Raw genomic sequence first — 21,274 nt, forward strand, 5'->3', positions numbered from 1 at the left:
ATGGGCTTCCGGCGAAAATTCACCGAAAAAGCCCATCCTTCAAGAAAGGATTCCCGGCGAAACGCCAGGAGGACGCAAAGCCGGCTTAGTCCTTCGCGCGCTCTACGTAGGAGCCGTCCTCGGTCATGATGACCACGCGGGTGCCAGCCTGGATATGGGGCGGCACCATGGTGCGCACGCCGTTCGACAGCATGGCGGGCTTGTAGGACGAGGAGGCAGTCTGGCCCTTCACGACCGGCTCGGTCTCGGTGATCTCGAGGGTAACGCGGGCCGGCAGCTCGATGGCGATCGGAACGCCGTTATGGGTCGAGAGCATCACGGCCATGCCTTCCTGGAGGTAGGGCTTCTGGTCGCCGATGATGTCCTCCGGAACGGCCACTTGGTCGTAGGTCTCCGGGTTCATGAAGTGGAAGCCCTCGCCGTCCTCGTACAGGAAGGTGTGCTCGCGATCCTCCACGAAGGCCCGCTCGACCTGCTCAGTGGTGCGGTAGCGCTCGGAGACCTTCACGCCGTCGGAAATCCGGCGCATGTCGAGCTGGGTCACCGGGGTGCCCTTGCCGGGATGGATGTTCTGGGCGGTAAGGACCACATAGAGCCGGCCGTCGATGTCGACGACGTTGCCTTTGCGGAGCGTTGAGGCAATGACCTTCACGGGAAGCTTTCCTTGTGACAGATAGGCGCGTCCCGAGGCCGGCAATCCAGCCCCCGAGGGACGCTCGAAAATGTTATTCGGTGCCGCAACTAGCCTATCTTCGCGAAAATCGCCAGCCTGACCGCACAACCCCCTGAGACAAACCCTTGGAACGGACCAACGCCCAGCCCGCTGCCTCCCCCTGGTGGACGCCCCATGTCCATGCGGACCGGCGCCCGTTTCTCCTGGCCCGCAACCGGATCCAGGCTGCCTTCCGGCGCTTTTTCGAGGAGCGCGATTTCATCGAGGTCGATACGGCCACGCTCCAGGTCTCGCCCGGCAATGAGGCCCATCTCCATGCCTTCGCGACCGAGGCCGTCGGCATGGGCGGCGCCGCAACCCCGCTCTATCTGCACACCTCGCCGGAATTCGCCTGCAAGAAGCTCCTGGCCGCCGGCGAGACGCGGATCGCCTGCTTCGCCCATGTCTATCGCAACCGGGAGCGCGGCCCCCTGCACCATCCGGAATTCACCATGCTCGAATGGTACCGGTCGGGCGAGACCTACGAGGCCCTGATGCGGGACTGTGCCGAACTCCTCGGTCTCGCGGCCGAGAAGGCCGGCACCCGCACGCTCACGTACCGAGGTCGGACGGTGGATCCCTTCGAGGAACCGGAGCGCCTGAGCGTCGCGGAGGCCTTCCGGCGCTACGCTTCCATCGATCTCCTGGCCTCCATCGACCGGAGCGGTGCGACCGACCGGGAGCGCCTCGCCGCCTCCCTCGAGGAAGCGGGCCTGCGGGTCGCGGCGGACGATACCTGGGCCGACCTCTTCAGCCGGGTCATCGTCGAGAAGGTCGAGCCGCATCTCGGCCTGGAGCGGGCCACGATCCTGGACGAGTATCCGGTTGCGGAAGCGGCCCTCGCCCGTCCGGCCTCCGGCGACCAGCGGGTGGCGGAGCGGTTCGAACTCTATGCCTGCGGGGTCGAGCTCGCCAACGCCTTCGGGGAGCTGACCGATCCGGCCGAGCAGCGCCGCCGTTTCCAGGCCGAAATGGCCGAGAAGATGCGCGTCTATGGGGAAAGCTACCCGCTGGACGAGGATTTCCTGGCCGCCCTCACCCTGATGCCCCAGGCGAGCGGCATCGCGCTCGGCTTCGACCGGCTCGTGATGCTGGCGACCGGCGCCTCCCGCATCGACCAGGTGATCTGGGCGCCCGTGGCGGAGACGGCGCCATGACGGCGAATGCGAGGACCCTGCGCAGCCCGGCCGAGCTGGTGAAAGCAGGCCTCCTTCCGGTGGAGCGGGCGGAGGATGCGGCACGCGTCGGCGCCCGCTATGCGGTGGCGATTACTCCTGCGATGGCAGCCCTGATCGACCGCGATGATCCTGCCGATCCCATCGCACGCCAGTTCGTGCCGGACGCCGCGGAACTCGTGACGACTCCGGAAGAACGGCAGGACCCTATCGGAGACCTGCCCCATAGCCCCGTGGAGGGGATCGTCCACCGCTATCCCGACCGGGTCCTGCTCAAGGCCGTGCATGTCTGCCCGGTCTATTGCCGGTTCTGCTTCCGACGCGAGATGGTGGGACCGCAGGGGCTCGGCACCCTCTCGCCGGAGGCCATGGACGCGGCTTTCGCCTATATCGCGGCGCATCCGGAGATCTGGGAGGTCATCCTCACGGGGGGTGACCCACTTGTCCTTTCCCCGCGCCGGCTTGCTGAGATCACCGAAAGGCTCGCCGGAATCGCGCACGTGAAGGTCGTGCGTTTTCATACGCGTGTTCCCGTGGTCGAGCCCGAGCGGGTCGACGGGGCACTGATCGAGGCTCTTAAGGCCAGCCGCAAGACGACCTACGTGGCCCTCCACGCCAACCATCCGCGGGAGCTGACGGAGGAGGCCCGTGCGGCCTGCGCCCGCCTGATCGATTCCGGCATCGCAATGCTGAGCCAGTCCGTCCTCCTTCGCGGGGTCAACGACGACCCGGCCGTGCTCGCCGCCCTCATGCGCGCCTTCGTGGAGACGAGCGTCAAGCCCTACTACCTCCACCACCCGGACCTCGCGCCCGGCACGAGTCATTTCCGCCTGTCGATCGAGGAGGGCCGCGCCCTGGTGGCCGCCCTGCGCGGCCGGATCTCCGGCCTGTGCCAACCGACCTACATCCTCGACATTCCCGGCGGGCACGGGAAAGCCGTCATCGGCCCCGACGCACTTCAGGACGAAGGCGGCCACTACACGGTCACAGATTTCAAAGGCCAGGGGCATGCCTATCCACCGAAGGGAACGGATGGTTAGCGATATTGCCCGGCTGGGATTGCCGGTGCAGCGGCAAGGAATAACGGTCTTTCCAGCACGCGCATTACGTAACGTCCGAAGATGTTATTCCTGATTTAAATACTAATGAAATCTTTAGGCATCGGTCGCCAAAGGGCACGCGCTCGCGTCCGAATATGGAGGCGTAAAGGATTTTCCGGTCCAGGCCGCAGGCTGCGCTTGCCTTCTCGATGTCGAGCACCGAGGCAGCAAGAAAGCACAACCTCTCATTCAGAAATATAAAAACCTCAACTTGGCGAGGAAACAATCTGTGAATTTAATCATCCTACTCAGGTTTTTGAATGTCAGTGTAAAACTCTATTGAATTAATATATCGTTGGCTATATGTGGGCTATTTATAGATATAACATTTAATAAACCCACTTTCCCTTAAGCGAGATCCAAATGGCTAACGCGACGTATAGTTTCTCTCCCGTAACGTCTGTGCTGCGCATCAACAGTAAAGCAGCCGGAAATCAGTCTCACTCGGATGTCACGCGCCTCGGGGGACCTGAAGGGGGCTTTCATGTCGCCTTCAACACCAGCATCGGCACCTCCGTGGACGGCCGGTCATTCAGCGAAAGCGGTCGAGCCATCTCCCATGAATTCAAAGTGAATACGACAACATCCGGTACGCAGTTGGACCCGGCGACGATTTCGCTGTCCAACAGGAAAATCGTTACCCTTTACGATGACCATTCCAATGTGGATTCCAACAACTGGAAGGTTCGTGGGAATATACTCGATGCAACGGGCCAGGATAACGAAGAGTTTTTTCTGGATCGCGGCTATAAGCAAGGTTCGTCTTACCAAGGCTCCATGCATCCGGATGTAACGCTTGTGAAAGGCGGCTACGTCGCTTCATGGATGAGGGGCTGGTCCGAAACCGCTCATTTCTATGCGCAACGCTTCAATGCTGCTGGCACAAAGGTCGGCGAGCTGATCCGAATTCAGGACACGATGGGCGGCATCGACCTACCGACCTCCCAGTCCGTCGCGAGCCTCTCCAAGGGCGGCTTTGTGTCCGTCGCCTCGTCAGACGAGTTGGCCCTGGGTCTGATCTATTATTTCCAGAGGTTCGACGCCAATGGCCGCGCCCTCGACAAGAAGGCCGTGCCGATCACCACGCATGATCTGGCAGCCCATTATACCGCTTCTAGCTACGACGCGAACCCCGTGACCGTTAAACAAAGTATCAAGGCGGTCGGGCTGCGTGACGGCGGGTTCGCCGTCACCTATGTGACGCCTCTCGATCTCGGCCCAACCCAAAAGGATTGGGACATCGTGACACGCATCTACAACGCGGATGGCACTCCCAGAACCGAGGCCCTTCACGTCGGCACGGCGGCCAATAGCAGCACCGGCATCCAGGCTGGAATTCAGGGCGATCCGAATATCACGACCCTTTCCAACGATGCCATCGTGGTCAGTTGGACCAACCACACCGGTTCGGACACGAACATTCAGGGGCGCGTCCTCGATTCCCAAGGGAAGGCGCTGACCGATGTGGTCGACCTCGCCGCTTCCTCGCGCGGCGAGTCGGAGGCATCCCTGGCTGGCCTCTCCGCAGGAAAATTCGTCGCCACCTGGACGGTCGAGCGGGAATCCGGAGGCAACACGACTGGCATCCAGGGCCGTGAATTCCGTTTGAGCCGGACCACGGTGGGCGATGACAAGGGCGAGGTCCTTACGGGAGACAGCCTGGTGGATGTCATCCACGGCAACGGCGGTGATGACATCATCAACGGCAAGAGCGGTAACGACATTCTTTCCGGCGGGGAAGGCAAAGATGTTTTCGTCTTCGACCTGAAGCCCAATCGCCAGACCAATTTCGATAAGATCGCCGACTTTTCCCCCGTCGATGACAGCATCTACCTAAGCCACAAGATCTTTACCGGGCTCGGCAAGAAGGGCTCTATGAGCGATCCGGTCGCTCTCTCCAAAGCAGCCTTCTGGGTTGGGACCGCGGCACACGATGCCAATGACCGGATCATCTACAACAAGACGAACGGCGCCCTGTATTACGATCCCGACGGAAAAGGCGGGGCGGATCCCGTGAAGATCGCGGCTCTGACGAAAGGGTTGGCGCTGACCGAAAAGGACTTCTTCATCATCTGATGAAGGCTGCCTCGGGGCGCCTTCGGGTGCCCTGCGCTTCCTGTCGGAAGACTGGGAAGTCAGGCGCATCTTGCCGGGCTTCAATACTTTTAAAACCGCTCGTCACTCAAATCCCGGCTTGGATCCCCGCCCCTTCTTGATCTCCGAGCGCCGGGACTTCGTCTCCAGCCGGCGCTGTTTCGACGCGAGTGTCGGCTTGGTCTTGCGGCGGGGCTTCGGCACCTCGGTGGCCTGGCGGATCAGGTCGACGAGCCGTTGGAGGGCGTCCTCCCGGTTGCGCTCCTGGGTGCGGAAGCGCTGGGCCGTGATCACGATGACGCCGTCGGTGGTGAGGCGGCTCCCGGCGAGCTTCATCAGGCGGATGGCGACCTGGTCCGGCAGGGAGCGGGAGCGCCGCGCGTCGAAGCGCAGCTGCACGGCGGTCGCGACCTTGTTGACGTTCTGCCCGCCCGGCCCGGAGCCGCGGATGAACGTCTCGTCGATCTCGGATTCGTCGAGCGCGATGGTGTCGGTGACCGGGATCATGATCGCCTCGGGTAAACGGGTCGGGACACTGGCCCAGTCCGGCCCGCCTGTCCATGGTGAGCTTCGCATTTTCCAGCAAGCTGCGGAGGAAGCTTCACCGGCCGCTTGCCGCAGGCGTCGATCCGGTCTAAGCGCCTCGTGCCCTTCCCCTATCCGGCTTCCCATGTCCGCCGTTCTCGCCAGCCTGGTCCCGACCTTTCTCATCATCGCCACCGGCTGGCTCTGCCGCGCCACCGGCTTCGTCGACGACAAGCAATGGATGGGGCTGGAGCGGGTCACCTATGTGGTGTTCTTCCCAGCTTTGTTCATCGACACGCTGGCGCGCGCCGACCTGCACTCCGTCCCGATCGCAGGCGTCGGCGGGTCTCTCGTCGCAGCCATCCTGATCGTGAGTGCCCTCGCTCTCGCCCTCAGACCGCTCCTAGAGCGGAAGTTCGGCGTCGATGGGCCGAGCTTCACGTCCGTGTTCCAGGGCGCCACCCGCTGGAACACCTTCGTAGCGCTCGCCATCGCGGGCAGCCTCTACGGCGAGCGCGGCGTGGCGCTGATCGCGGTTGCGGTCGCGGCCATGGTGCCGCTTCTCAACCTGCTCGCGATTTCGGTGTTCATCCGCTATGCGGGCCGCCCCCGGCACAGTCCCCGGGAAATCCTGCGCATGGTGGCGTCCAATCCCCTGATCTGGTCCTGCGTGGTGGGCCTCGCCCTCAATTTTCTTGTCCCGCCTCTGCCCAAGCCTCTCGTCGGCTATGTGGACCTCCTCGGCCGGTCGGCCCTGGCTGCGGGGCTTCTAGTGGTCGGCGCGGGTTTCGAAATCCGCCGCCTCGCCCGCCCAGGTGTAGCTCATGCGGTCTCCACCGTGCTCAAGCTCCTTGTCCTGCCGCTGGTCGCCGTCGGCCTCGCCAGACTCAGCGGTGTCACGGGTGACGATATCGCCGTCACGGTCATTGCCGCATCAGTGCCTTCGGCGAGCTCCGCCTATGTCCTGGCACGCCAGATGGGCGGGAATGCGCCGCTGATGGCCGAGATCCTGATCCTCCAGCTTCTGGTCGCGGCTGTCTCGCTGCCCGTGCTGATTGCCTTTCTCTGACCTTTTACAACTTATGCGCTAATACGCGATCTTGTAATATTACGGGTTGTGCTGCTATCTAAGCGCAACCCTCTCCAAACAGGTCAGCGAACGCGCTCCATGTCCAAGCCTCCGCTCCGCGCCAGCCCAGCCCCCTCGCCAGCCGATACGGAGACGTCCGGCGCCCCGGGCATCCATGCGCCCACGGCCGAGACGGCTCAGTACATCGCGGAATTCACGGCGGAATTGTCTTTCCTCGCCCGGCGCTCGAACCTGGACCTCCTGGCCTATCTGCTCGATATGGCCCGCCTGGAGGCGACCCGAGCCGTCCAGGGCAGTGCCCGCCGAGGCTGAGCCTCAGCGGCTTGCGATCAGCGAGACCGCATTGCCGCCATGGCGCTCGAGGCGCCCGGCAATCTCCAGCTCCAGCAAGGTCGTCTGAACCTGCCCGATCGGCAGGCCCGACAGGCGGACGAGGTCGTCCACCGGAACTGGGGAGGGCCCGAGCAGGTCGATCAGCTCCACCCGTGCCGGGCCGTCCTGGCGCTCGTCCCTCACCTCGCCCCCCCGATCATCGAAGACAGCTCCAAGGGGCGGTCGCGGAACGTCCGGCAGGTCGAGTTCGTCCCAGAGTTCCTCGGAGACGACACGAGAACGCGGCTCCTCGGCGCCGGAATCGGGACGCCAGCCCGTCGCCACGAGGGGCTCCAGCACGGCCGTGATGTGCTCGATCCCCGCGCAGAGGGTTGCGCCCTCGCGGATCAGGTCGTTCGTTCCTTCGGCCCTGGGGTCCAGAGGCGAGCCCGGCACGGCGAAGACCTCGCGTCCCTGCTCGAGGGCGAAGCGCGCCGTGATCAGCGAGCCGGAGCGGCGCGCCGCCTCGACCACCACCACGCCGTAGCACAGGCCCGAGACGATCCTGTTCCGGCGCGGGAAGTCCCGGCCGCGGGGCTCCCAGCCGAACGGCATCTCGGAGACCACAGCCCCGCCCCGGTCCAGAATGGCATCGACAAGCGGCGCATTTTCGGACGGATAGATCCGGTCATGCCCGCCTGCGAGGACTGCGACCGTACCCGGATCGAGGGCCGCCCGGTGGGCGCGGGTATCGACGCCGCGGGCGAGGCCCGAGACGACTACGTAGCCGGCCTCGCCGAGCTGACGCGCGAGGCGCTCCGCGAAGGCGAGCCCGGCCGCGGAGGCGTTGCGCGAGCCGACGATGGCGACGGCAGGACGGGCGAAGATCTCGCCCGAGCCACGCACGGCGATGAGCGGCGGCGCCGTGTCGACGGCCTGGAGCGCCTTCGGATAATCGGGCTCGCCCATGGCGACGAAGCGGGCGCCGAGGCGGGCGGCGGCGGCCATCTCCTTCTCGGCCTCTGCCCGGCTCGTCACCTTGAGGATCAGGCGTCCGCCCCGGCGGGCGAGGTCAGGCAGTGCCTCGAGAGCGGCGGCGGCACCGCCATAGCGGTTGACCAGGGCGCGGAAGGTCCGCGGCCCCACATTCTCAGATCGGATCAGGCGCAGCCAGTCGAGGCGCTGCTCGTCCGTGAGGCGGGTCCCGCTCATCCCTTCTGCCCGATCTTGCCTTCCGTGCCGGCGACCAGGCGGCTGATATTCTCGCTGTGTTTCCACCAGAGCAGGACGACGAGGATCAGGATGACGCCCGCCATCCTGGGTTCGCCCAGAGCCCAGAGCACCAAGGGCGTCGCAGCCGTCGCGGCGAGGGCCGCAAGGGACGAGTAGCGCTTCAGATAGGCGAGCGAGAGCCAGATGAGCGCGAAGATGAGGGCTGCGAGCGGCATGAGGCCGATGAGGACGCCCACGAAGGTTGCGACCCCCTTTCCGCCCTTGAAGCCGAGCCAGACCGGGAAGAGATGGCCGAGAAAAGCCCCGAGCGCCGCGATGGTGGCGAGATCCTGCCCCCAAAATCCGGCCACGAGCACCGCCACCGTGCCCTTCAGGGCATCGCCCACGAGGGTTGCGGCCGCGATGTCCTTGCGGCCTGTGCGCAGGACGTTCGTGGCGCCGATATTGCCGGAGCCGACCTTCCGGATGTCGCCGAGGCCCGCCAGGCGGGTGAAGATCACGCCGAACGGGATCGAGCCGAGGAGATAGCCGAAGACCAGGGCGATCAGCAGGTGGAAAAGGTGCACGTCGTCGGACATTCGCGTCTCTTCAGTTCAGGCTGCGGTCGAAGACGATCCTGCCCGCAACGACGGTCATCGTCACCTGTCCTTCCAGACGGGCCTCGTCGAAAGGCGTGTTTTTCGACAGCGAGCGCAGGTCCCGCTTGTCGAGGACGTAAGGCGCCTCGGGATCGAACAGGATCAGGTCGGCGGGAGCGCCCCGCTCCAGCCGTCCGCCCGGAAGCCCAAGGATTTCCGCCGGTCGCGTGGACATGGCGCGTAGGAGTTTCGCAAGGGAAATCTGGCCGGAATGGACGAGCCGAAGGGCGGCGGAGAGCAGGGTTTCGAGGCCGACGGCCCCGTTCGCCGCCTCCGCGAAGGGCAGGCGCTTGGTCTCCACATCCTGTGGATTATGGTCGGAGACGATCACGTCCACGGCGCCCTCGGCCAGGGCCTCGATCATGGCCTGCCGCTCGTCCTCGTGCCGGAGCGGCGGCGAGAGCTTCAGGAAGGTGCGGTAATCCCCGATATCGTTCTCATTGAGCGCGAGATTGTTGATGGACACGCCGCAGGTGACCGGCAGCCCCCTCGCCTTCGCGGCGCGCATGATCTCGACCGAATCGGCGCAGGACAGCATGGCCGCGTGATAGCGCCCGCCCGTCAGGCGCACGAGGCGGATGTCCCGCTCCAGCATCACGGTCTCGGCCTCATGCGGGATGCCCGGAAGGCCAAGGCGGGTGGCGAACTCGCCCTCGTTCATCACGCCGGCGGCCACAAGGTCAGGATCCTCCACATGGTGGACGATGAGGGCATCGAAATCCCGCGCATAGGTGAGCGCCCGGCGCATCACCTGCGCGTTGGTGACGGAACGCAGCCCGTCCGTAAACGCGATGGCACCGGCCTCGCGCAGGAGGCCGATCTCGGCCATCTCCTGCCCCTTCAGGCCCTTGGTGAGCGCAGCCGCCGGGCGAACATGGACGATGGACGTGTCCCGCGCCCGCCGCATGACGAAGTCGATAATGGCCGGGTCGTCGAGGACCGGATTGGTGTCCGGCATCGACACGATCGTGGTGACGCCGCCCGCGGCGGCCGCCTCGCCGGCGCTTTTCAGGGTCTCCCTATGCGCCGCTCCCGGCTCGCCGATGAAGGCGCGCATGTCGATGAGGCCCGGCGCAAGAACCTGACCGGCACAATCGACCACCTGTGCGTCCGCTGCGGCTGCGACCTGGGCGCCGACGGCCGCGATGAGGCCGTCCTGCACCAGGGCGCCTCCCCGCTCCTCGCGCCCGCTGGCGGGATCGACGAGGCGCGCATTCGTGAACAGGATGGGACGGTCGGAAACCATTACGCAATTTCTCCTTTCCCTCTCCCCTCTGCGGGAGAGGGTTCTTCCCTCACCTGTTCGGCAGGTGGCTTGCGAGAGCTTCGAGCACGGCCATGCGGACGGCGACGCCCATCTCGACCTGCTCGCGGATGAGGGACTGCGCCCCGTCCGCCACCTCGGAGGCAATCTCTACGCCCCGGTTCATGGGGCCCGGATGCATCACCAGAGCGTCCGGCTTGGCATAGCTGAGCTTTTCCTGGTCGAGGCCGTAGAAGCGGAAATACTCCTTCACGGACGGGACGAAGGAGCCGTTCATGCGCTCGAGCTGGAGGCGCAGCATCATGACGATGTCGGCACCGTCGAGGCCCCGGCGCATATCCGTGAAGGTCTCGAAGCCGAGCCGGCCGATATCCGGCGGCAGCAGGGTCGAGGGCGCCACGAGGCGCACCCTTGCGCCCATGGCGGCGAGCAGGATCATGTTGGAGCGCGCGACGCGGGAATGGAGGATGTCGCCGCAGATCGCCACCGTCAGGCCCTCGATGCGGCCCTTGTTGCGGCGGATCGTGAGCGCGTCGAGGAGCGCCTGGGTCGGGTGCTCGTGAGCGCCGTCGCCGGCATTCACCACCGAGCAGTCAACCTTCTGGGCGAGGAGATGCACGGCGCCTGCCGCGTGGTGGCGCACGACGATCAGGTCCGGCCGCATGGCGTTGAGGGTCGCGGCGGTGTCGATCAGCGTCTCGCCCTTCTTCACCGACGAGGAGGCCACCGACATGTTCATCACGTCGGCGCCGAGACGCTTGCCGGCGATCTCGAAGGAGGATTGCGTGCGCGTCGACGGTTCGAAGAACAGGTTGATCTGGGTCCGGCCCCGCAAGGTCGATTTCTTCTTCTCGACCTGGCGGCTGACCTCGACCTGCGCGTCCGCGAGATCGAGAAGGGCCTGGATATCCAATGGGGAAAGCCCCTCGATGCCGAGCAGGTGTCGATGGGGGAAAACGGGTGGGGGCGCGTCATTCATCTTAAAAAGATGGCTATAGGCGCAGTCGCCAGGAGCGGCAAGCGAAGTCTCGTGCGGCGCACACGAACTCCACACCCGCCAGACGGATCCTCCGGCCGTTGACAGGCGGGCAATGCAGCCCGATCACTGCGCCATGCACCGCCACGCTTTCCTTCTCGTGGGTCTCCTGGCCCTCCCGCTCCTGCCTGCAGCGCCAGCCGCCGCCAAGGACAAGCCACACCTGTCCGTCACGATCGACGTCGCATCGCTCGGCGCGCCGCCCGACGAGGCGGCGGGTCCAGCGGATCTCGCGGCTGTCCTGTCTGCGCAGGAGTCTCGGAATCCCGCTCGGCAGGAGAGCGCCGTCCAAGATGCCCGCCAGACTCTGGCGCGCTTCCTCGAAGGCATGGGCGCGCCGGTGGACAAGGACGAGTTGAAGAAGGCCCGCCGGCTCTTCAAGGACGCGATGGAGGTTCTGGAGGCGGCCCTTGCGCCCGTGAAGGAGCGATTCGACCGGCCCCGCCCCTTCCGGGCAAGCGATGAGGTCAGGCCGTGCCCGGTCCGGCTGCCCCGGAGCAGCTCCTTCCCGTCCACCCATGCGGCCACGGGAACGCTCTTCGCGGCCCTGCTCGCCCATGTGGCGCCCGAGCGGAGGGCCCTGCTGGAGGAGCGGGGCCTCGATTACGGCTGGAGCCGGGTGGTATGCGGCTTCCACTACCCCTCCGACGTGGAGGCGGGGCGCGCAGGCGGACGCCTGGTCGCCGCGGCCCTCCTGAAGGACCCGGTCTTCGTCGCGCGGCTCGATGCGACGGCTCCCCGGCTGCGGAAGGCTCTCGGCCTCTAGGCCGATCCCGATGTCCCCTCCTGGCCGATCTGCCCTATAGTCTGGGACGATATCGGCGGGACGCTCCATGACCCAGCAGACTCACGACGTCTTCAACCAGCCTCCGCCCTTCGGCGACGTGAACCTGATCGCCGCGCACCGGGCACTCTGCGACACCCTCGCGGCCAACGGAGTCGAGGTCGGGCCGGAGAGACTCGAAACCTTCGGCGCAGCCTGGGGCACCGCGGGACGGCTCGATCTTGGGCGCCTTGCCAACGAGAACCCGCCGAAGCTCCGGACTTTCGATTCCCGCGGCTTCCGCATCGACGCCGTAGAGTTCCACCCGGCCTATCACGCGCTGATGCAGGCCAGCATCGCAGACGGCCTCCATGCTTCCACCTGGGACGGCGCCGACCCTGCGCGGCCGAGGGGCCGGGGCCATGTGGCGCGCGCGGCCCGGCTCTATACGGTCGCGGGGGTGGAGAGCGGCCATGTCTGCCCCCTCACCATGACCCACGCCTCGGTCGCGGCGCTTGCGGTCTCCCCGACCCTCTTGAAGGAATGGCTGCCACGGATCGTCTCACGGGCCTACGATTCCCGTTTCATCCCGTTCTGGGAGAAGACAGGCGTGACCCTGGGCATGGGCATGACCGAGAAGCAGGGCGGCACGGATGTTCGGGCCAACACGACCCGCGCCGAGTCGAAGGCCGGGGACGAGTACCTGCTGACCGGCCACAAATGGTTCATGTCGGCGCCCATGTGCGATGCCTTTCTGGTGCTGGCGCAGGCGCCCGGCGGGTTGACCTGCTTCCTGATGCCCCGTTTCCGGCCGGACGGCTCCCTCAACGGGATCCATCTGCAGCGGCTCAAGGACAAGCTCGGCAACCGCTCCAACGCCTCCTCGGAGGTCGAGTTCGAGCGGGCCTTCGCCTGGCGGGTCGGCGAGGAGGGACGCGGCGTGCGGACCATCATCGAGATGGTGCAGCTCACCCGCCTCGACTGTGCCGTGGCTTCCGCCGGGCTCGTCCGGATGGGACTGGCCCAGGCCCTTCACCATGCCCGGCACCGCAGCGTCTTCCAGAAGAGGCTGATCGACCAGCCGGCCATGCGGGCGGTCCTGGCGGATCTCGCCCTGGAGAACGAGGCTATGACGGCCCTCGCCTTACGTGCCGCCCGCAGCTTCGACGACGCGCCGGAGGACGAGCGCGAGGCCGGCTACGCCCGGCTCGTCACGCCGGCAGCCAAGTTCGGGATCTGCAAGGCCGCGCCCCGCCTGATCTACGAGGCGATGGAATGCCTGGGCGGCAACGGCTACGTGGAGGAAAGCCCTCTGCCCCGCCTCTACCGGGAGGCGCCCGTCAACGCGATCTGGGAGGGCTCCGGCAACGTGATCGCCCTCGATATTCTCCGGGCCGAGACCCGGGAACCGGAGGCGGCCGCAGCCGCGCTCGACCATCTCATGGCCGGAATCGCCGACCTGCCGGGCGCCCGGGACGCGGCCCGGGACATTCTCCTGGCGCTCCATTCCCCGGACGCGGAGGCCAAGGCCCGGCTGATCGCCGACCGGCTCTATACGCTGGCCGCCACGGCAGCTTTGGCCGAGGCCGCTCCCCCCGAAATCGTCGAGGCCTATGCCCTCACGCGGCTCGACCGGCCGGCCAGGATGATCGGCGCGAACGAGGTCGGGAGTGCCGCAAAAACCTTGCTGGACAGGGCCTTGACCACCATATGACAAGGGTGGGGAGCGGCCGGATTTGACTTGTCGGCGTTCATCCACCACTTATCCCGCCCCGCGACGGTCGAGGGCCGACCGTCGGTTTTGCCGTCCCATTCGAGCTTTGGCTCGCGGCTACGTAGGAAGTCGCACATGAAAGTCGTCGTCGTCGAGTCGCCCGCCAAGGCCAAGACGATCAACAAGTATCTCGGCAAGGATTACGAGGTCCTGGCCTCCTTCGGGCACATCCGAGATTTGCCCGCCAAGGACGGCTCGGTCGACCCGGATGCCGATTTCCGCATGGTCTGGACCGTCGAGGACCGGGGCTCCAAGCGGGTGAACGATATCGCCAAGGCGATCAAGGGCGCCGAGAAGCTCATCCTGGCCACCGACCCGGACCGGGAGGGCGAGGCGATCTCCTGGCACGTGGTCGAGGCTTTGCGTGAGAAGCGCGCCCTCAAGGACCTGCCGGTCGAGCGCGTCACCTTCAACGCCATTACCAAAGACGCCGTACAGACGGCGCTTCGCCAGCCGCGCGAGATCGACCAGGCGCTGGTCGATGCCTATCTGGCCCGCCGCGCCCTCGATTATCTCGTCGGCTTCACGCTCTCGCCCGTGCTCTGGCGCAAGCTGCCCGGCGCCCGCTCGGCCGGCCGCGTCCAGTCGGTGGCGCTGCGCCTCGTCTGCGACCGCGAGCTCGAGATCGAGACCTTCAAGACCCAGGAATACTGGTCGCTCATCGCCACCCTGGCGACGAAGGACGGCGGCATCTTTGATGCCCGCCTCGTGGGTGCTGACGGCAAGAAGATCACGCGGCTCGACATCGGCAGCGGCGAAGAGGCCGAGGCCTTCAAGCGGGACCTGGAGCTCGCGACCTTCGCGGTGGCGAACATCGAGGCGAAGCCCGCCAAGCGCCACCCCTACCCGCCTTTCACCACCTCGACCCTGCAGCAGGAGGCCTCCCGCAAGCTCGGCCTGGCGCCGGCGCAGACCATGCGCATCGCCCAGCGCCTCTACGAGGGCGTCGATATCGGCGGCGAGACAGTGGGTCTCATCACCTATATGCGAACCGACGGCGTAGACATGGCGCCCGAGGCCGTGCAGGCCGCCCGCCGGGTCATCGGCAAGGAATATGGCGAGCGCTACGTCCCCGGCGTGCCGCGCAAATACACCACGAAGGCCAAAAACGCGCAGGAGGCTCACGAGGCCATCCGCCCGACCGATATGGGCCGCCTCCCGAAGCACGTCGCAAAGTATCTCGAACCCGAGCAGGCGAAGCTCTACGACCTGATCTGGACCCGCACGGTCGCGAGCCAGATGGAATCGGCCGAGCTGGAGCGGACCACGGTCGACGTGACCGCCCAGGTGGGCCCGCGCAAGCTCGATCTGCGCGCCACCGGCCAGGTGGTAAAGTTCGACGGCTTCCTGACCCTCTACAACGAGAGCCGGGACGACGATCCCGACGACGAGGAAGGCCGCCTGCCGCCCATGAAGGCGGGCGATTCCCTTGAGCGCCGCCGCATCGTGGCGAACCAGCACTTCACCGAGCCGCCGCCGCGCTATTCCGAGGCGAGCCTCGTCAAGCGCATGGAGGAGCTCGGCATCGGCCGGCCCTCCACCTACGCGGCCGTGCTCCAGACCCTGCGCGACCGCGAATATGTGCGCATCGAGAAGAAGCGGCTCATGCCCGAGGATAAGGGCCGCATCGTCACGGCCTTCCTGGAGAGCTTCTTCCGCCGCTACGTGGAATACGACTTCACGGCGGACCTGGAGGAGCAGCTCGACCGGATCTCCAACAGCGAGATCGACTGGAAGCAGGTGCTGCGCGATTTCTGGCAGGATTTCTCGGCCGCCATCGGCGAGACCAAGGAGCTGCGCACTGCCGAGGTGCTGGAAGCCCTCAACGAGCTTCTGGGCCCGCACATCTTCCCCGACAAGGGCGACGGCTCGAACCCCCGCACCTGCCCGACCTGCGGCACGGGGCAGCTCTCCCTCAAGCTCGGCAAGTTCGGCGCCTTCATCGGCTGCTCCAACTATCCCGAGTGCAAATACACGCGCCAGCTCGCGGCCTCAGGGGTCGATGGCGATGGGGAAGGCTCGTCCGAGAACGGCGGCACCCCGGGCGTGAAGGTTCTGGGCGACGACCCGGAGACGGGACTGCAGGTCACCCTGCGGGACGGCCGCTTCGGTCCCTTCGTGCAGCTCGGCGAGGGCGAGAAGCCGAAGCGCTCCTCGATTCCGAAGGGCATGTCTCCCGCCCTGGTGGATCTGGAGAAAGCCCTCAAGCTCCTGTCCCTGCCCCGCACGGTGGCGATGCATCCGGAGACCGGAGAGCCGATCCTCGCCAGCATCGGCCGCTATGGTCCTTACGTGCAACACGGCAAGACCTACGCCAATCTGGGCAAGGACGATGACGTGCTGGAGATCGGCGCGAACCGCGCCATCGACCTGATCATTGCCAAGGAGAGCGGCGCCGGCGGTTTCCGCCGGGGTGCCGCCGATCCGGGCCGGCCTCTCGGGGAGGATCCGGAAAGCGGAAAGCCCATCGTCGTGAAGGCGGGACGCTTCGGCCCCTACGTGACCGACGGCGAAACCAACGCCACCCTGCCCAAGGCCGTCGCGGCCGAGGCCGTGACCCTCGACGAGGCAATCGGCCTCCTCAATGCCCGCCGGGCCATGGGCGGGAGCAAGAAATCCGCCCGGGGCCGGAAGACAGCCGCTAAGAAGGCGCCTGCCAAGAAGGCTACCGCCGCCAAGGCTCCGGCAAAGAAGGCCGCTAAGAAAGCGGACGGAAAGACTGCCACAAAGGCAGCGGTTGCCAAAAAGCCCGCAACCCGCAAAGCTTCCGGGAAGGCCGCCAAGGCCTCCTGAGGAGCGCGATGGAACAGCTGATGGCCTTTCTCCCGCCCGAGACAGGCGAGACGGTGCTCCGTCTCGTGGTCGCGACATTGGCGGGGATGGCCATCGGCCTGAACCGGGACCTGAAGGACAAGCCCATCGGGATGCGCACCCTCGGGCTGGTATCCCTCAGCTCCGCCATGCTGGTGCTGTCGGGCTCGGTCTATGAAGGCCTGTTCTATGGTGAGGATGCCATGAGCCGCGTGATTCAGGGCATCATGACCGGGCTCGGCTTTCTCGGAGCGGGCGTGATCCTGCGTGATCGCAGCCGGATGGAGGTTCAGGGGCTGACGACGGCCGCAACCGTCTGGGTTGCGGCCGCCCTCGGAATCGCCGCAGGCCTCGGTGCCTGGATGATTACGGGCCTCGGATGCACCCTCGCGCTAGCGCTGCTCGTGCTGGGTAAACCCGTGGAGTCCTTCGTGAATCGCCTCTTCGGCAGCCGCGATCCTGGCAAAGAAACGAGCGGCTAGCCGACCAGGGCGTAAAGAGCCACGAGTGCCACGGCCGCAAGGCCGGCCAGGAACAGGCCGAGGGGCAGCCCCGTTCGGGATTGGGGCGCGAGAGTCTCCGGCTCGTCGAAGGCGAACGCCTCCCCGGCCGTACGAGCTGCACGGCTCAGATGGAGCTGTTGTGCCGTCCCCAGGGTCGTCCGCATCGTCACTGCGAGCCTCCGTTAAGCGTTCGCTAAGCCTAACCGTCCAACGTGAACAAGAGCTAAACTGTTCCGATGTCTGAAGGGAAGATGTTCTTTGGGCGAGGCCCCGGCCACGAAGGGTCTTCCCCGTTGGCGCATTTTGTGGCTTGTGCTTCATGATCGCACTTCACGTTTACGTTTTGTTCTCTTATGAATTAAAGAATGAAAACCAATGCCAAGAAACGCGAATCAGCACGGACGAAAGTCCCCATGACCGATAACGACGATCTCTTCGGCGGCGGGTCGGCACCTGCCCGGCGGGCCGCCCCTGCTTCGGCACGGAGCGCCGCGAAAGTCTCCCGCAGCGCTCCCGAGGGCACGCCCGGCGAAAGCGGCTACGATGCCTCCACCATCGAGGTGCTGGAGGGGCTGGAGCCCGTTCGGCGTCGCCCGGGCATGTATATCGGCGGCACGGACGAAAAGGCCCTCCACCACCTCTTCGCCGAGGTGATCGACAATTCCATGGACGAGGCGGTCGCGGGCCACGCGAGCTTCATCGAGGTGGAGCTGGAGGAAGGCAACTGGCTCTCCGTCACCGATAACGGCCGCGGCATCCCGGTCGACCCGCACCCGAAATTCCCGAAGAAATCCGCGCTCGAGGTCATCATGACCACGCTTCATGCGGGCGGAAAGTTCGACTCGAAGGTCTATGAGACCTCGGGCGGCCTGCACGGCGTCGGCGTGTCGGTGGTGAACGCGCTCTCGGATACCCTGGAGGTGGAGGTGGCCCGCGGCCAGACCCTCTACCGGCAGGTCTTCTCCCGGGGCATCCCGAAGACGAAGCTCGAGACGGTCGGGCGGGTCCTCAACCGGCGGGGCACGAAGGTGCGTTTCCGGCCGGACGTCCAGATCTTCGGTAAGGACGCCCATTTCCTTCCGCGCCGCCTGTTCAAGATGGCGCGCTCGAAGGCCTATCTGTTCGGCGGCGTCGAGATCCGCTGGAAATGCGCCCCTTCCCTGCTGGAAGGCGTCGACAACGTTCCGGCCGAAGCGACCTTCAAGTTCCCGAACGGGCTGAAGGACTATCTCGTCCACGACATCGAGGGGAAAGAGCTGGTCACCGACCAGATCTTCTCCGGCAAGATCACCAAGCCCGGCAGCCACGGCTCGCTGGAATGGGCGGTCGCCTGGATGACGAACGAGGACGGCTTCTCGATCTCTTACTGCAACACCGTTCCCACTCCCGAGGGCGGTACTCATGAGAACGGCCTGCGCATCGCGCTCCTGCGCGCGCTCCGCGACCATGCGGAACGCGTCGGCCAGCAGAAGCGCATGGCGGCGGTGACCACCGACGACGTGATGGCGACCTGCGCGTCCATGCTGTCGGTCTTCATCCGCGAGCCGGAATTCCAGGGCCAGACCAAGGACAAGCTGGCGACCGTGGAAGCAGGCCGCATCGTCGAATCCGCCATCCGCGATACCTTCGACCACTGGCTCGCGGCTTCGCCGCAGCAGGCCAACAAGCTGCTCGACTGGGTGATCGACCGGGCTGAGGAGCGCCTGCGCCGGCGCCAGGAGAAGGAGGTCGCCCGCAAATCCGCGACCCGCAAGCTGCGCCTGCCCGGCAAGCTCGCCGACTGCACCAATGCGGGCGCCAAAGGCTCGGAGTTGTTCATCGTCGAGGGTGACTCGGCCGGCGGCTCGGCCAAGCAGGCGCGGGACCGCGCCACACAGGCCGTGCTTCCTCTGCGTGGCAAGATCCTCAACGTCGCTTCGGCCGGCCGGGACAAGCTGCACCAGAACCAGCAGCTCTCCGACCTCGTCCAGGCGCTGGGCTGCGGCACGGGCTCCCACTACAAGGACAGCGACCTCCGCTACGACCGGGTCATCATCATGACCGATGCGGACGTGGACGGCGCCCATATCGCGTCGCTGCTCATCACCTTCTTCTACCGGCAGATGCCGCGTCTCATCGACGGCGGGCATCTCTATCTCGCGGTGCCGCCCCTCTACCGGCTCACTCAGGGCACCAAGTCCGCCTATGCCCGTGACGATGCAGATCGGGACCGGCTGCTCAAGACCGTGTTCAAGGGCAACGGAAAGGTCGAGATCGGCCGCTTCAAGGGCCTCGGCGAGATGCTGCCGAGCCAGTTGAAGGAAACCACCATGGACCCGAGGAAGCGCCTGCTCCTGAAGGTGGTGGTCGAGGCCGAGGACAAGCCGGAAGCCAGCGATGCGGTGGAGCGCCTGATGGGCAACAAGCCCGAAGCCCGCTTCGCCTTCATCCAGGAGCGCGCAGCCTTCGCGGACGAGGCAGCTCTGGACATCTGACACGGCGCCCCGAAAGGGGCGCCTGTCTCTTAGGCGGAGACCTCACGGCACCTTTCCGGCCAGGGTCAGGTCCAGCCAATCCAGCACGCGCCGGTTCAGGAGCGAGCGGTTCTGCATCTCGCAATGGTCCCCCGCCCCCTCGGCCGCCGTGAAGCGGATAAGGCTCTTCGGGCATTGCAGTGCCGCGAACAAAGCCTCGGCTCCGGCCGATAACGGATCGTTCTCGGCGGCCGTGAGCAGGGTCGGGCAGCGGATCTTCTCGACCCAGCCCTCCAGCGTGAGCTGTGAGGCGACGCGTATGTAGTCGCGCAGATTGTCGACCCCATGGACCCAGAAGCCGCGCTGGACGATGCTCCAGCGCATCTTCGGATTGGTGTCGATGACCTCCTGCATCCGGTCATAGACGCCCTGATCCAGCGCATTGAGATTGTCGATGTCCGCAGCGCTCAGGCCGAACTTTGCCGCAAAGCTCTTCAGACCCGGCCCGATGCCCCAACTGCCGGGATCGGCAATGCAGGCGGCAAGCCGAGGCTCGCCGGCGGCCGCGCGAGGCGCCAGGAACCCGCCCAGGCTCCACCCGCTGATCACGATGCGGTGCGGATCGACGATGTCCTGGTCGAGGGCGAAATTGACTACTTCCCGCACGACTGCATCCCAGTCTGGGCGCATCCGCATGCCGTGCTCGATCAGCATCTCGCCCTGGCCAGGGCCGTCGAAGATGAGACAATGATAGCCCCTCCGACATGCGGCCACCGCCGAGGCGAAGTACATCTCGGTGACGGTCGCGTCATAGCCGTTGGTAAGGATGAGTAGCGGGCAGCGCTTGGTTTCGTGGCCTTCCGCCGGGATCAGATAGGCTGGAAGGCTCGTGTCCTCGAACGGAATCCTGACGGACCTCACCGGAACGGAACGGAGGCGCAGTCCCTCGTTGAACGCGGCTATCTGAGTTCGGAAGGCCGAGACGAGCCGGGCATCGACCGGCTCGCCGTAAAGGGGGTGATAGGACGTCGCGTAGAAGCTGCTCGCCCTCAGGAAGAGTTCGCTGGCGCTTGCCCGGAGCCCCCGCTCCAGCGCGGCCTCGGCTTCTGCCCGCAGCCGGTCACCGGCTGCCATCCAGGCTTCGAAATAGGCCGTGTCGTCGCCGTCCCCCACGGCCTCCGCCACTGCAATGATCTCGCCGACATCCGCGCCCCCATAGGCCGTGTAGCCCAGCGGCCAGGTGCCGAATTCCTCATGCAGATCGTTCCTGAAAAACCGTCCCACCTGCCCTAGCGTCCGGGGCGGCGATAGGTGCTCTTCCGGGCAGGCTGGGCATTGCCGCTCGCCGTCTGAATACAGGTGAGCACTTCCACGTAGCTTGGATATCCGCCGATACTGGTCTCCTCGACGCAGCGTTTCCGGAGCGGCTCCGAAAATCCACTCCATTGCTTCCCGAGCTCGTCGCGGGCGGCCATCTCCTCCCGCATGCAGTTCGCCTGGGGCGACTTATCATTGGGGTCAAGCGCGACGGCGGCCTTGCAGGTGGCCTGCACCTCGAGACGGGGAACCTCGGCCGCTGCGGCCGGGAGAGCGAAGAGAAAGACCGGGACGGCGATGAGGCGCACCATGGCGAGCCCTCTGACGGCGCACGCGGAAACTCGGCATGCCCCGCATGCGAAAGCCCCCCGCCTGCTCTTCTACCACGTTCCAGGCGCCGCCGGGAGACACAGGGCAGCCCCGAGATCAGCCCCTCGCCCCGGTCACTACCCCCAAAGAGACATCGCAAAAAAA

The 21,274-nt window shown here is 65.9% G+C and carries 19 protein-coding genes; 10 read left to right on the plus strand and 9 right to left on the minus strand.

The window, feature by feature from the left end; translation table 11 throughout:
- Positions 1-85: 85 nt before the first annotated feature.
- Positions 86-652 carry an elongation factor P gene (gene efp / locus C4E04_RS11400; protein ID WP_109597594.1) on the minus strand — a complete coding sequence of 189 codons (567 nt, stop codon included), beginning with the start codon at positions 650-652 and terminating at the stop codon, positions 86-88.
- A 146-nt stretch (positions 653-798) separates the two neighbouring features.
- Between efp and epmA the strand changes: the two genes are divergently transcribed.
- From epmA to C4E04_RS11415, 3 genes are all read left to right on the plus strand, one after another.
- On the plus strand, positions 799-1,869 hold the full coding sequence (epmA, locus tag C4E04_RS11405; RefSeq protein WP_109597596.1) for an EF-P lysine aminoacylase EpmA: 1,071 nt from the start codon (positions 799-801) through the stop codon (positions 1,867-1,869).
- On the plus strand, positions 1,866-2,927 hold the full coding sequence (locus C4E04_RS11410) for a lysine-2,3-aminomutase-like protein (RefSeq protein ID WP_109597597.1): 1,062 nt from the start codon (positions 1,866-1,868) through the stop codon (positions 2,925-2,927). The genes epmA and C4E04_RS11410 overlap by 4 nt, the downstream gene beginning before the upstream one ends.
- Before the next feature lie 423 nt (positions 2,928-3,350).
- Positions 3,351-5,063, plus strand: a complete 1,713-nt coding sequence (locus C4E04_RS11415; RefSeq protein ID WP_162559361.1) for a calcium-binding protein — start codon at positions 3,351-3,353, stop codon at positions 5,061-5,063.
- A 102-nt stretch (positions 5,064-5,165) separates the two neighbouring features.
- On the opposite strand, the gene arfB is transcribed toward C4E04_RS11415, so the two are convergent.
- Positions 5,166-5,588: an alternative ribosome rescue aminoacyl-tRNA hydrolase ArfB gene (gene arfB / locus C4E04_RS11420; protein ID WP_109597599.1), complete on the minus strand. Its 423-nt coding sequence runs from the start codon at positions 5,586-5,588 to the stop codon at positions 5,166-5,168.
- A 163-nt stretch (positions 5,589-5,751) separates the two neighbouring features.
- Here arfB and C4E04_RS11425 point away from each other — a divergent pair, with 163 nt between their 5' ends.
- Both C4E04_RS11425 and C4E04_RS11430 read left to right on the plus strand, forming a co-directional pair.
- On the plus strand, positions 5,752-6,675 hold the full coding sequence (locus tag C4E04_RS11425) for an AEC family transporter (RefSeq protein WP_109597600.1): 924 nt from the start codon (positions 5,752-5,754) through the stop codon (positions 6,673-6,675).
- Positions 6,676-6,774: 99 nt separating this feature from the next.
- Positions 6,775-7,008 carry a hypothetical protein gene (locus C4E04_RS11430; protein WP_109597602.1) on the plus strand — a complete coding sequence of 78 codons (234 nt, stop codon included), beginning with the start codon at positions 6,775-6,777 and terminating at the stop codon, positions 7,006-7,008.
- Positions 7,009-7,011: 3 nt separating this feature from the next.
- Here C4E04_RS11430 and dprA read toward each other — a convergent pair whose 3' ends face one another.
- From dprA to C4E04_RS11450, 4 genes are read right to left on the minus strand one after another with little or no spacing between them, the layout of a single operon-like run.
- Positions 7,012-8,220, minus strand: a complete 1,209-nt coding sequence (gene dprA / locus C4E04_RS11435) for a DNA-processing protein DprA (protein WP_109597603.1) — start codon at positions 8,218-8,220, stop codon at positions 7,012-7,014.
- Positions 8,217-8,819, minus strand: a complete 603-nt coding sequence (gene plsY / locus C4E04_RS11440; protein WP_109597604.1) for a glycerol-3-phosphate 1-O-acyltransferase PlsY — start codon at positions 8,817-8,819, stop codon at positions 8,217-8,219. Before plsY ends, dprA begins: the two co-directional genes overlap by 4 nt.
- Positions 8,820-8,829: 10 nt before the next feature.
- Complete coding sequence (locus tag C4E04_RS11445) at positions 8,830-10,125, minus strand: dihydroorotase (RefSeq protein ID WP_109597605.1); 1,296 nt, start codon at positions 10,123-10,125, stop codon at positions 8,830-8,832.
- Between the two features lie 49 nt (positions 10,126-10,174).
- On the minus strand, positions 10,175-11,122 hold the full coding sequence (locus C4E04_RS11450; RefSeq protein WP_109597606.1) for an aspartate carbamoyltransferase catalytic subunit: 948 nt from the start codon (positions 11,120-11,122) through the stop codon (positions 10,175-10,177).
- 133 nt (positions 11,123-11,255) lie between these two features.
- On the opposite strand from C4E04_RS11450, the gene C4E04_RS11455 reads away from it, so the two are divergent.
- The 4 genes from C4E04_RS11455 to C4E04_RS11470 all read left to right on the plus strand — a co-directional run bounded on the left by C4E04_RS11455 (position 11,256) and on the right by C4E04_RS11470 (position 17,009).
- Positions 11,256-11,945 (plus strand): phosphatase PAP2 family protein, encoded by a 690-nt coding sequence (locus C4E04_RS11455; RefSeq protein ID WP_162559362.1) that lies wholly within the window; start codon positions 11,256-11,258, stop codon positions 11,943-11,945.
- A gap of 67 nt (positions 11,946-12,012) precedes the next feature.
- Positions 12,013-13,656 carry an isovaleryl-CoA dehydrogenase gene (locus tag C4E04_RS11460; RefSeq protein WP_109597609.1) on the plus strand — a complete coding sequence of 548 codons (1,644 nt, stop codon included), beginning with the start codon at positions 12,013-12,015 and terminating at the stop codon, positions 13,654-13,656.
- 135 nt (positions 13,657-13,791) lie between these two features.
- Positions 13,792-16,509, plus strand: a complete 2,718-nt coding sequence (gene topA, locus C4E04_RS11465; RefSeq protein WP_109597610.1) for a type I DNA topoisomerase — start codon at positions 13,792-13,794, stop codon at positions 16,507-16,509.
- A gap of 8 nt (positions 16,510-16,517) precedes the next feature.
- Positions 16,518-17,009 carry an MgtC/SapB family protein gene (locus C4E04_RS11470; RefSeq protein WP_109597611.1) on the plus strand — a complete coding sequence of 164 codons (492 nt, stop codon included), beginning with the start codon at positions 16,518-16,520 and terminating at the stop codon, positions 17,007-17,009.
- Here C4E04_RS11470 and C4E04_RS11475 read toward each other — a convergent pair.
- Complete coding sequence (locus tag C4E04_RS11475) at positions 17,006-17,200, minus strand: hypothetical protein (RefSeq protein ID WP_162559363.1); 195 nt, start codon at positions 17,198-17,200, stop codon at positions 17,006-17,008. The genes C4E04_RS11470 and C4E04_RS11475 overlap by 4 nt on opposite strands.
- A 243-nt stretch (positions 17,201-17,443) precedes the next feature.
- Between C4E04_RS11475 and parE the strand changes: the two genes are divergently transcribed.
- A complete protein-coding gene (parE, locus tag C4E04_RS11480) occupies positions 17,444-19,504 on the plus strand; it encodes a DNA topoisomerase IV subunit B (RefSeq protein ID WP_109597614.1) in 2,061 nt (686 codons plus the stop codon).
- A gap of 42 nt (positions 19,505-19,546) precedes the next feature.
- On the opposite strand, the gene C4E04_RS11485 is transcribed toward parE, so the two are convergent.
- Together C4E04_RS11485 and C4E04_RS11490 are read right to left on the minus strand one after the other, a co-directional pair.
- Positions 19,547-20,767 carry a S9 family peptidase gene (locus tag C4E04_RS11485; RefSeq protein WP_109597615.1) on the minus strand — a complete coding sequence of 407 codons (1,221 nt, stop codon included), beginning with the start codon at positions 20,765-20,767 and terminating at the stop codon, positions 19,547-19,549.
- A gap of 5 nt (positions 20,768-20,772) precedes the next feature.
- On the minus strand, positions 20,773-21,111 hold the full coding sequence (locus C4E04_RS11490; RefSeq protein ID WP_109597616.1) for a hypothetical protein: 339 nt from the start codon (positions 21,109-21,111) through the stop codon (positions 20,773-20,775).
- Positions 21,112-21,274 lie beyond the last annotated feature (163 nt).

The organism is Microvirga sp. 17 mud 1-3, from assembly GCF_003151255.1.
Lineage (GTDB): Bacteria > Pseudomonadota > Alphaproteobacteria > Rhizobiales > Beijerinckiaceae > Microvirga.

Bases quoted from the DNA above. Each gene is read 5' to 3' on its own strand.
- C4E04_RS11445 (WP_109597605.1), bottom strand. From the start codon at position 10,125: ATGGTTTCCGACCGTCCCATCCTGTTCACGAATGCGCGCCTCGTCGAT.
- topA (WP_109597610.1), top strand. From the start codon at position 13,792: ATGAAAGTCGTCGTCGTCGAGTCGCCCGCCAAGGCCAAGACGATCAAC.
- plsY (WP_109597604.1), bottom strand. From the start codon at position 8,819: ATGTCCGACGACGTGCACCTTTTCCACCTGCTGATCGCCCTGGTCTTC.
- C4E04_RS11455 (WP_162559362.1), top strand. From the start codon at position 11,256: ATGCACCGCCACGCTTTCCTTCTCGTGGGTCTCCTGGCCCTCCCGCTC.
- parE (WP_109597614.1), top strand. From the start codon at position 17,444: ATGACCGATAACGACGATCTCTTCGGCGGCGGGTCGGCACCTGCCCGG.
- C4E04_RS11460 (WP_109597609.1), top strand. From the start codon at position 12,013: ATGACCCAGCAGACTCACGACGTCTTCAACCAGCCTCCGCCCTTCGGC.
- C4E04_RS11415 (WP_162559361.1), top strand. From the start codon at position 3,351: ATGGCTAACGCGACGTATAGTTTCTCTCCCGTAACGTCTGTGCTGCGC.
- C4E04_RS11490 (WP_109597616.1), bottom strand. From the start codon at position 21,111: ATGGTGCGCCTCATCGCCGTCCCGGTCTTTCTCTTCGCTCTCCCGGCC.
- C4E04_RS11410 (WP_109597597.1), top strand. From the start codon at position 1,866: ATGACGGCGAATGCGAGGACCCTGCGCAGCCCGGCCGAGCTGGTGAAA.
- C4E04_RS11450 (WP_109597606.1), bottom strand. From the start codon at position 11,122: ATGAATGACGCGCCCCCACCCGTTTTCCCCCATCGACACCTGCTCGGC.
- C4E04_RS11430 (WP_109597602.1), top strand. From the start codon at position 6,775: ATGTCCAAGCCTCCGCTCCGCGCCAGCCCAGCCCCCTCGCCAGCCGAT.
- C4E04_RS11425 (WP_109597600.1), top strand. From the start codon at position 5,752: ATGTCCGCCGTTCTCGCCAGCCTGGTCCCGACCTTTCTCATCATCGCC.
- dprA (WP_109597603.1), bottom strand. From the start codon at position 8,220: ATGAGCGGGACCCGCCTCACGGACGAGCAGCGCCTCGACTGGCTGCGC.
- arfB (WP_109597599.1), bottom strand. From the start codon at position 5,588: ATGATCCCGGTCACCGACACCATCGCGCTCGACGAATCCGAGATCGAC.
- C4E04_RS11470 (WP_109597611.1), top strand. From the start codon at position 16,518: ATGGAACAGCTGATGGCCTTTCTCCCGCCCGAGACAGGCGAGACGGTG.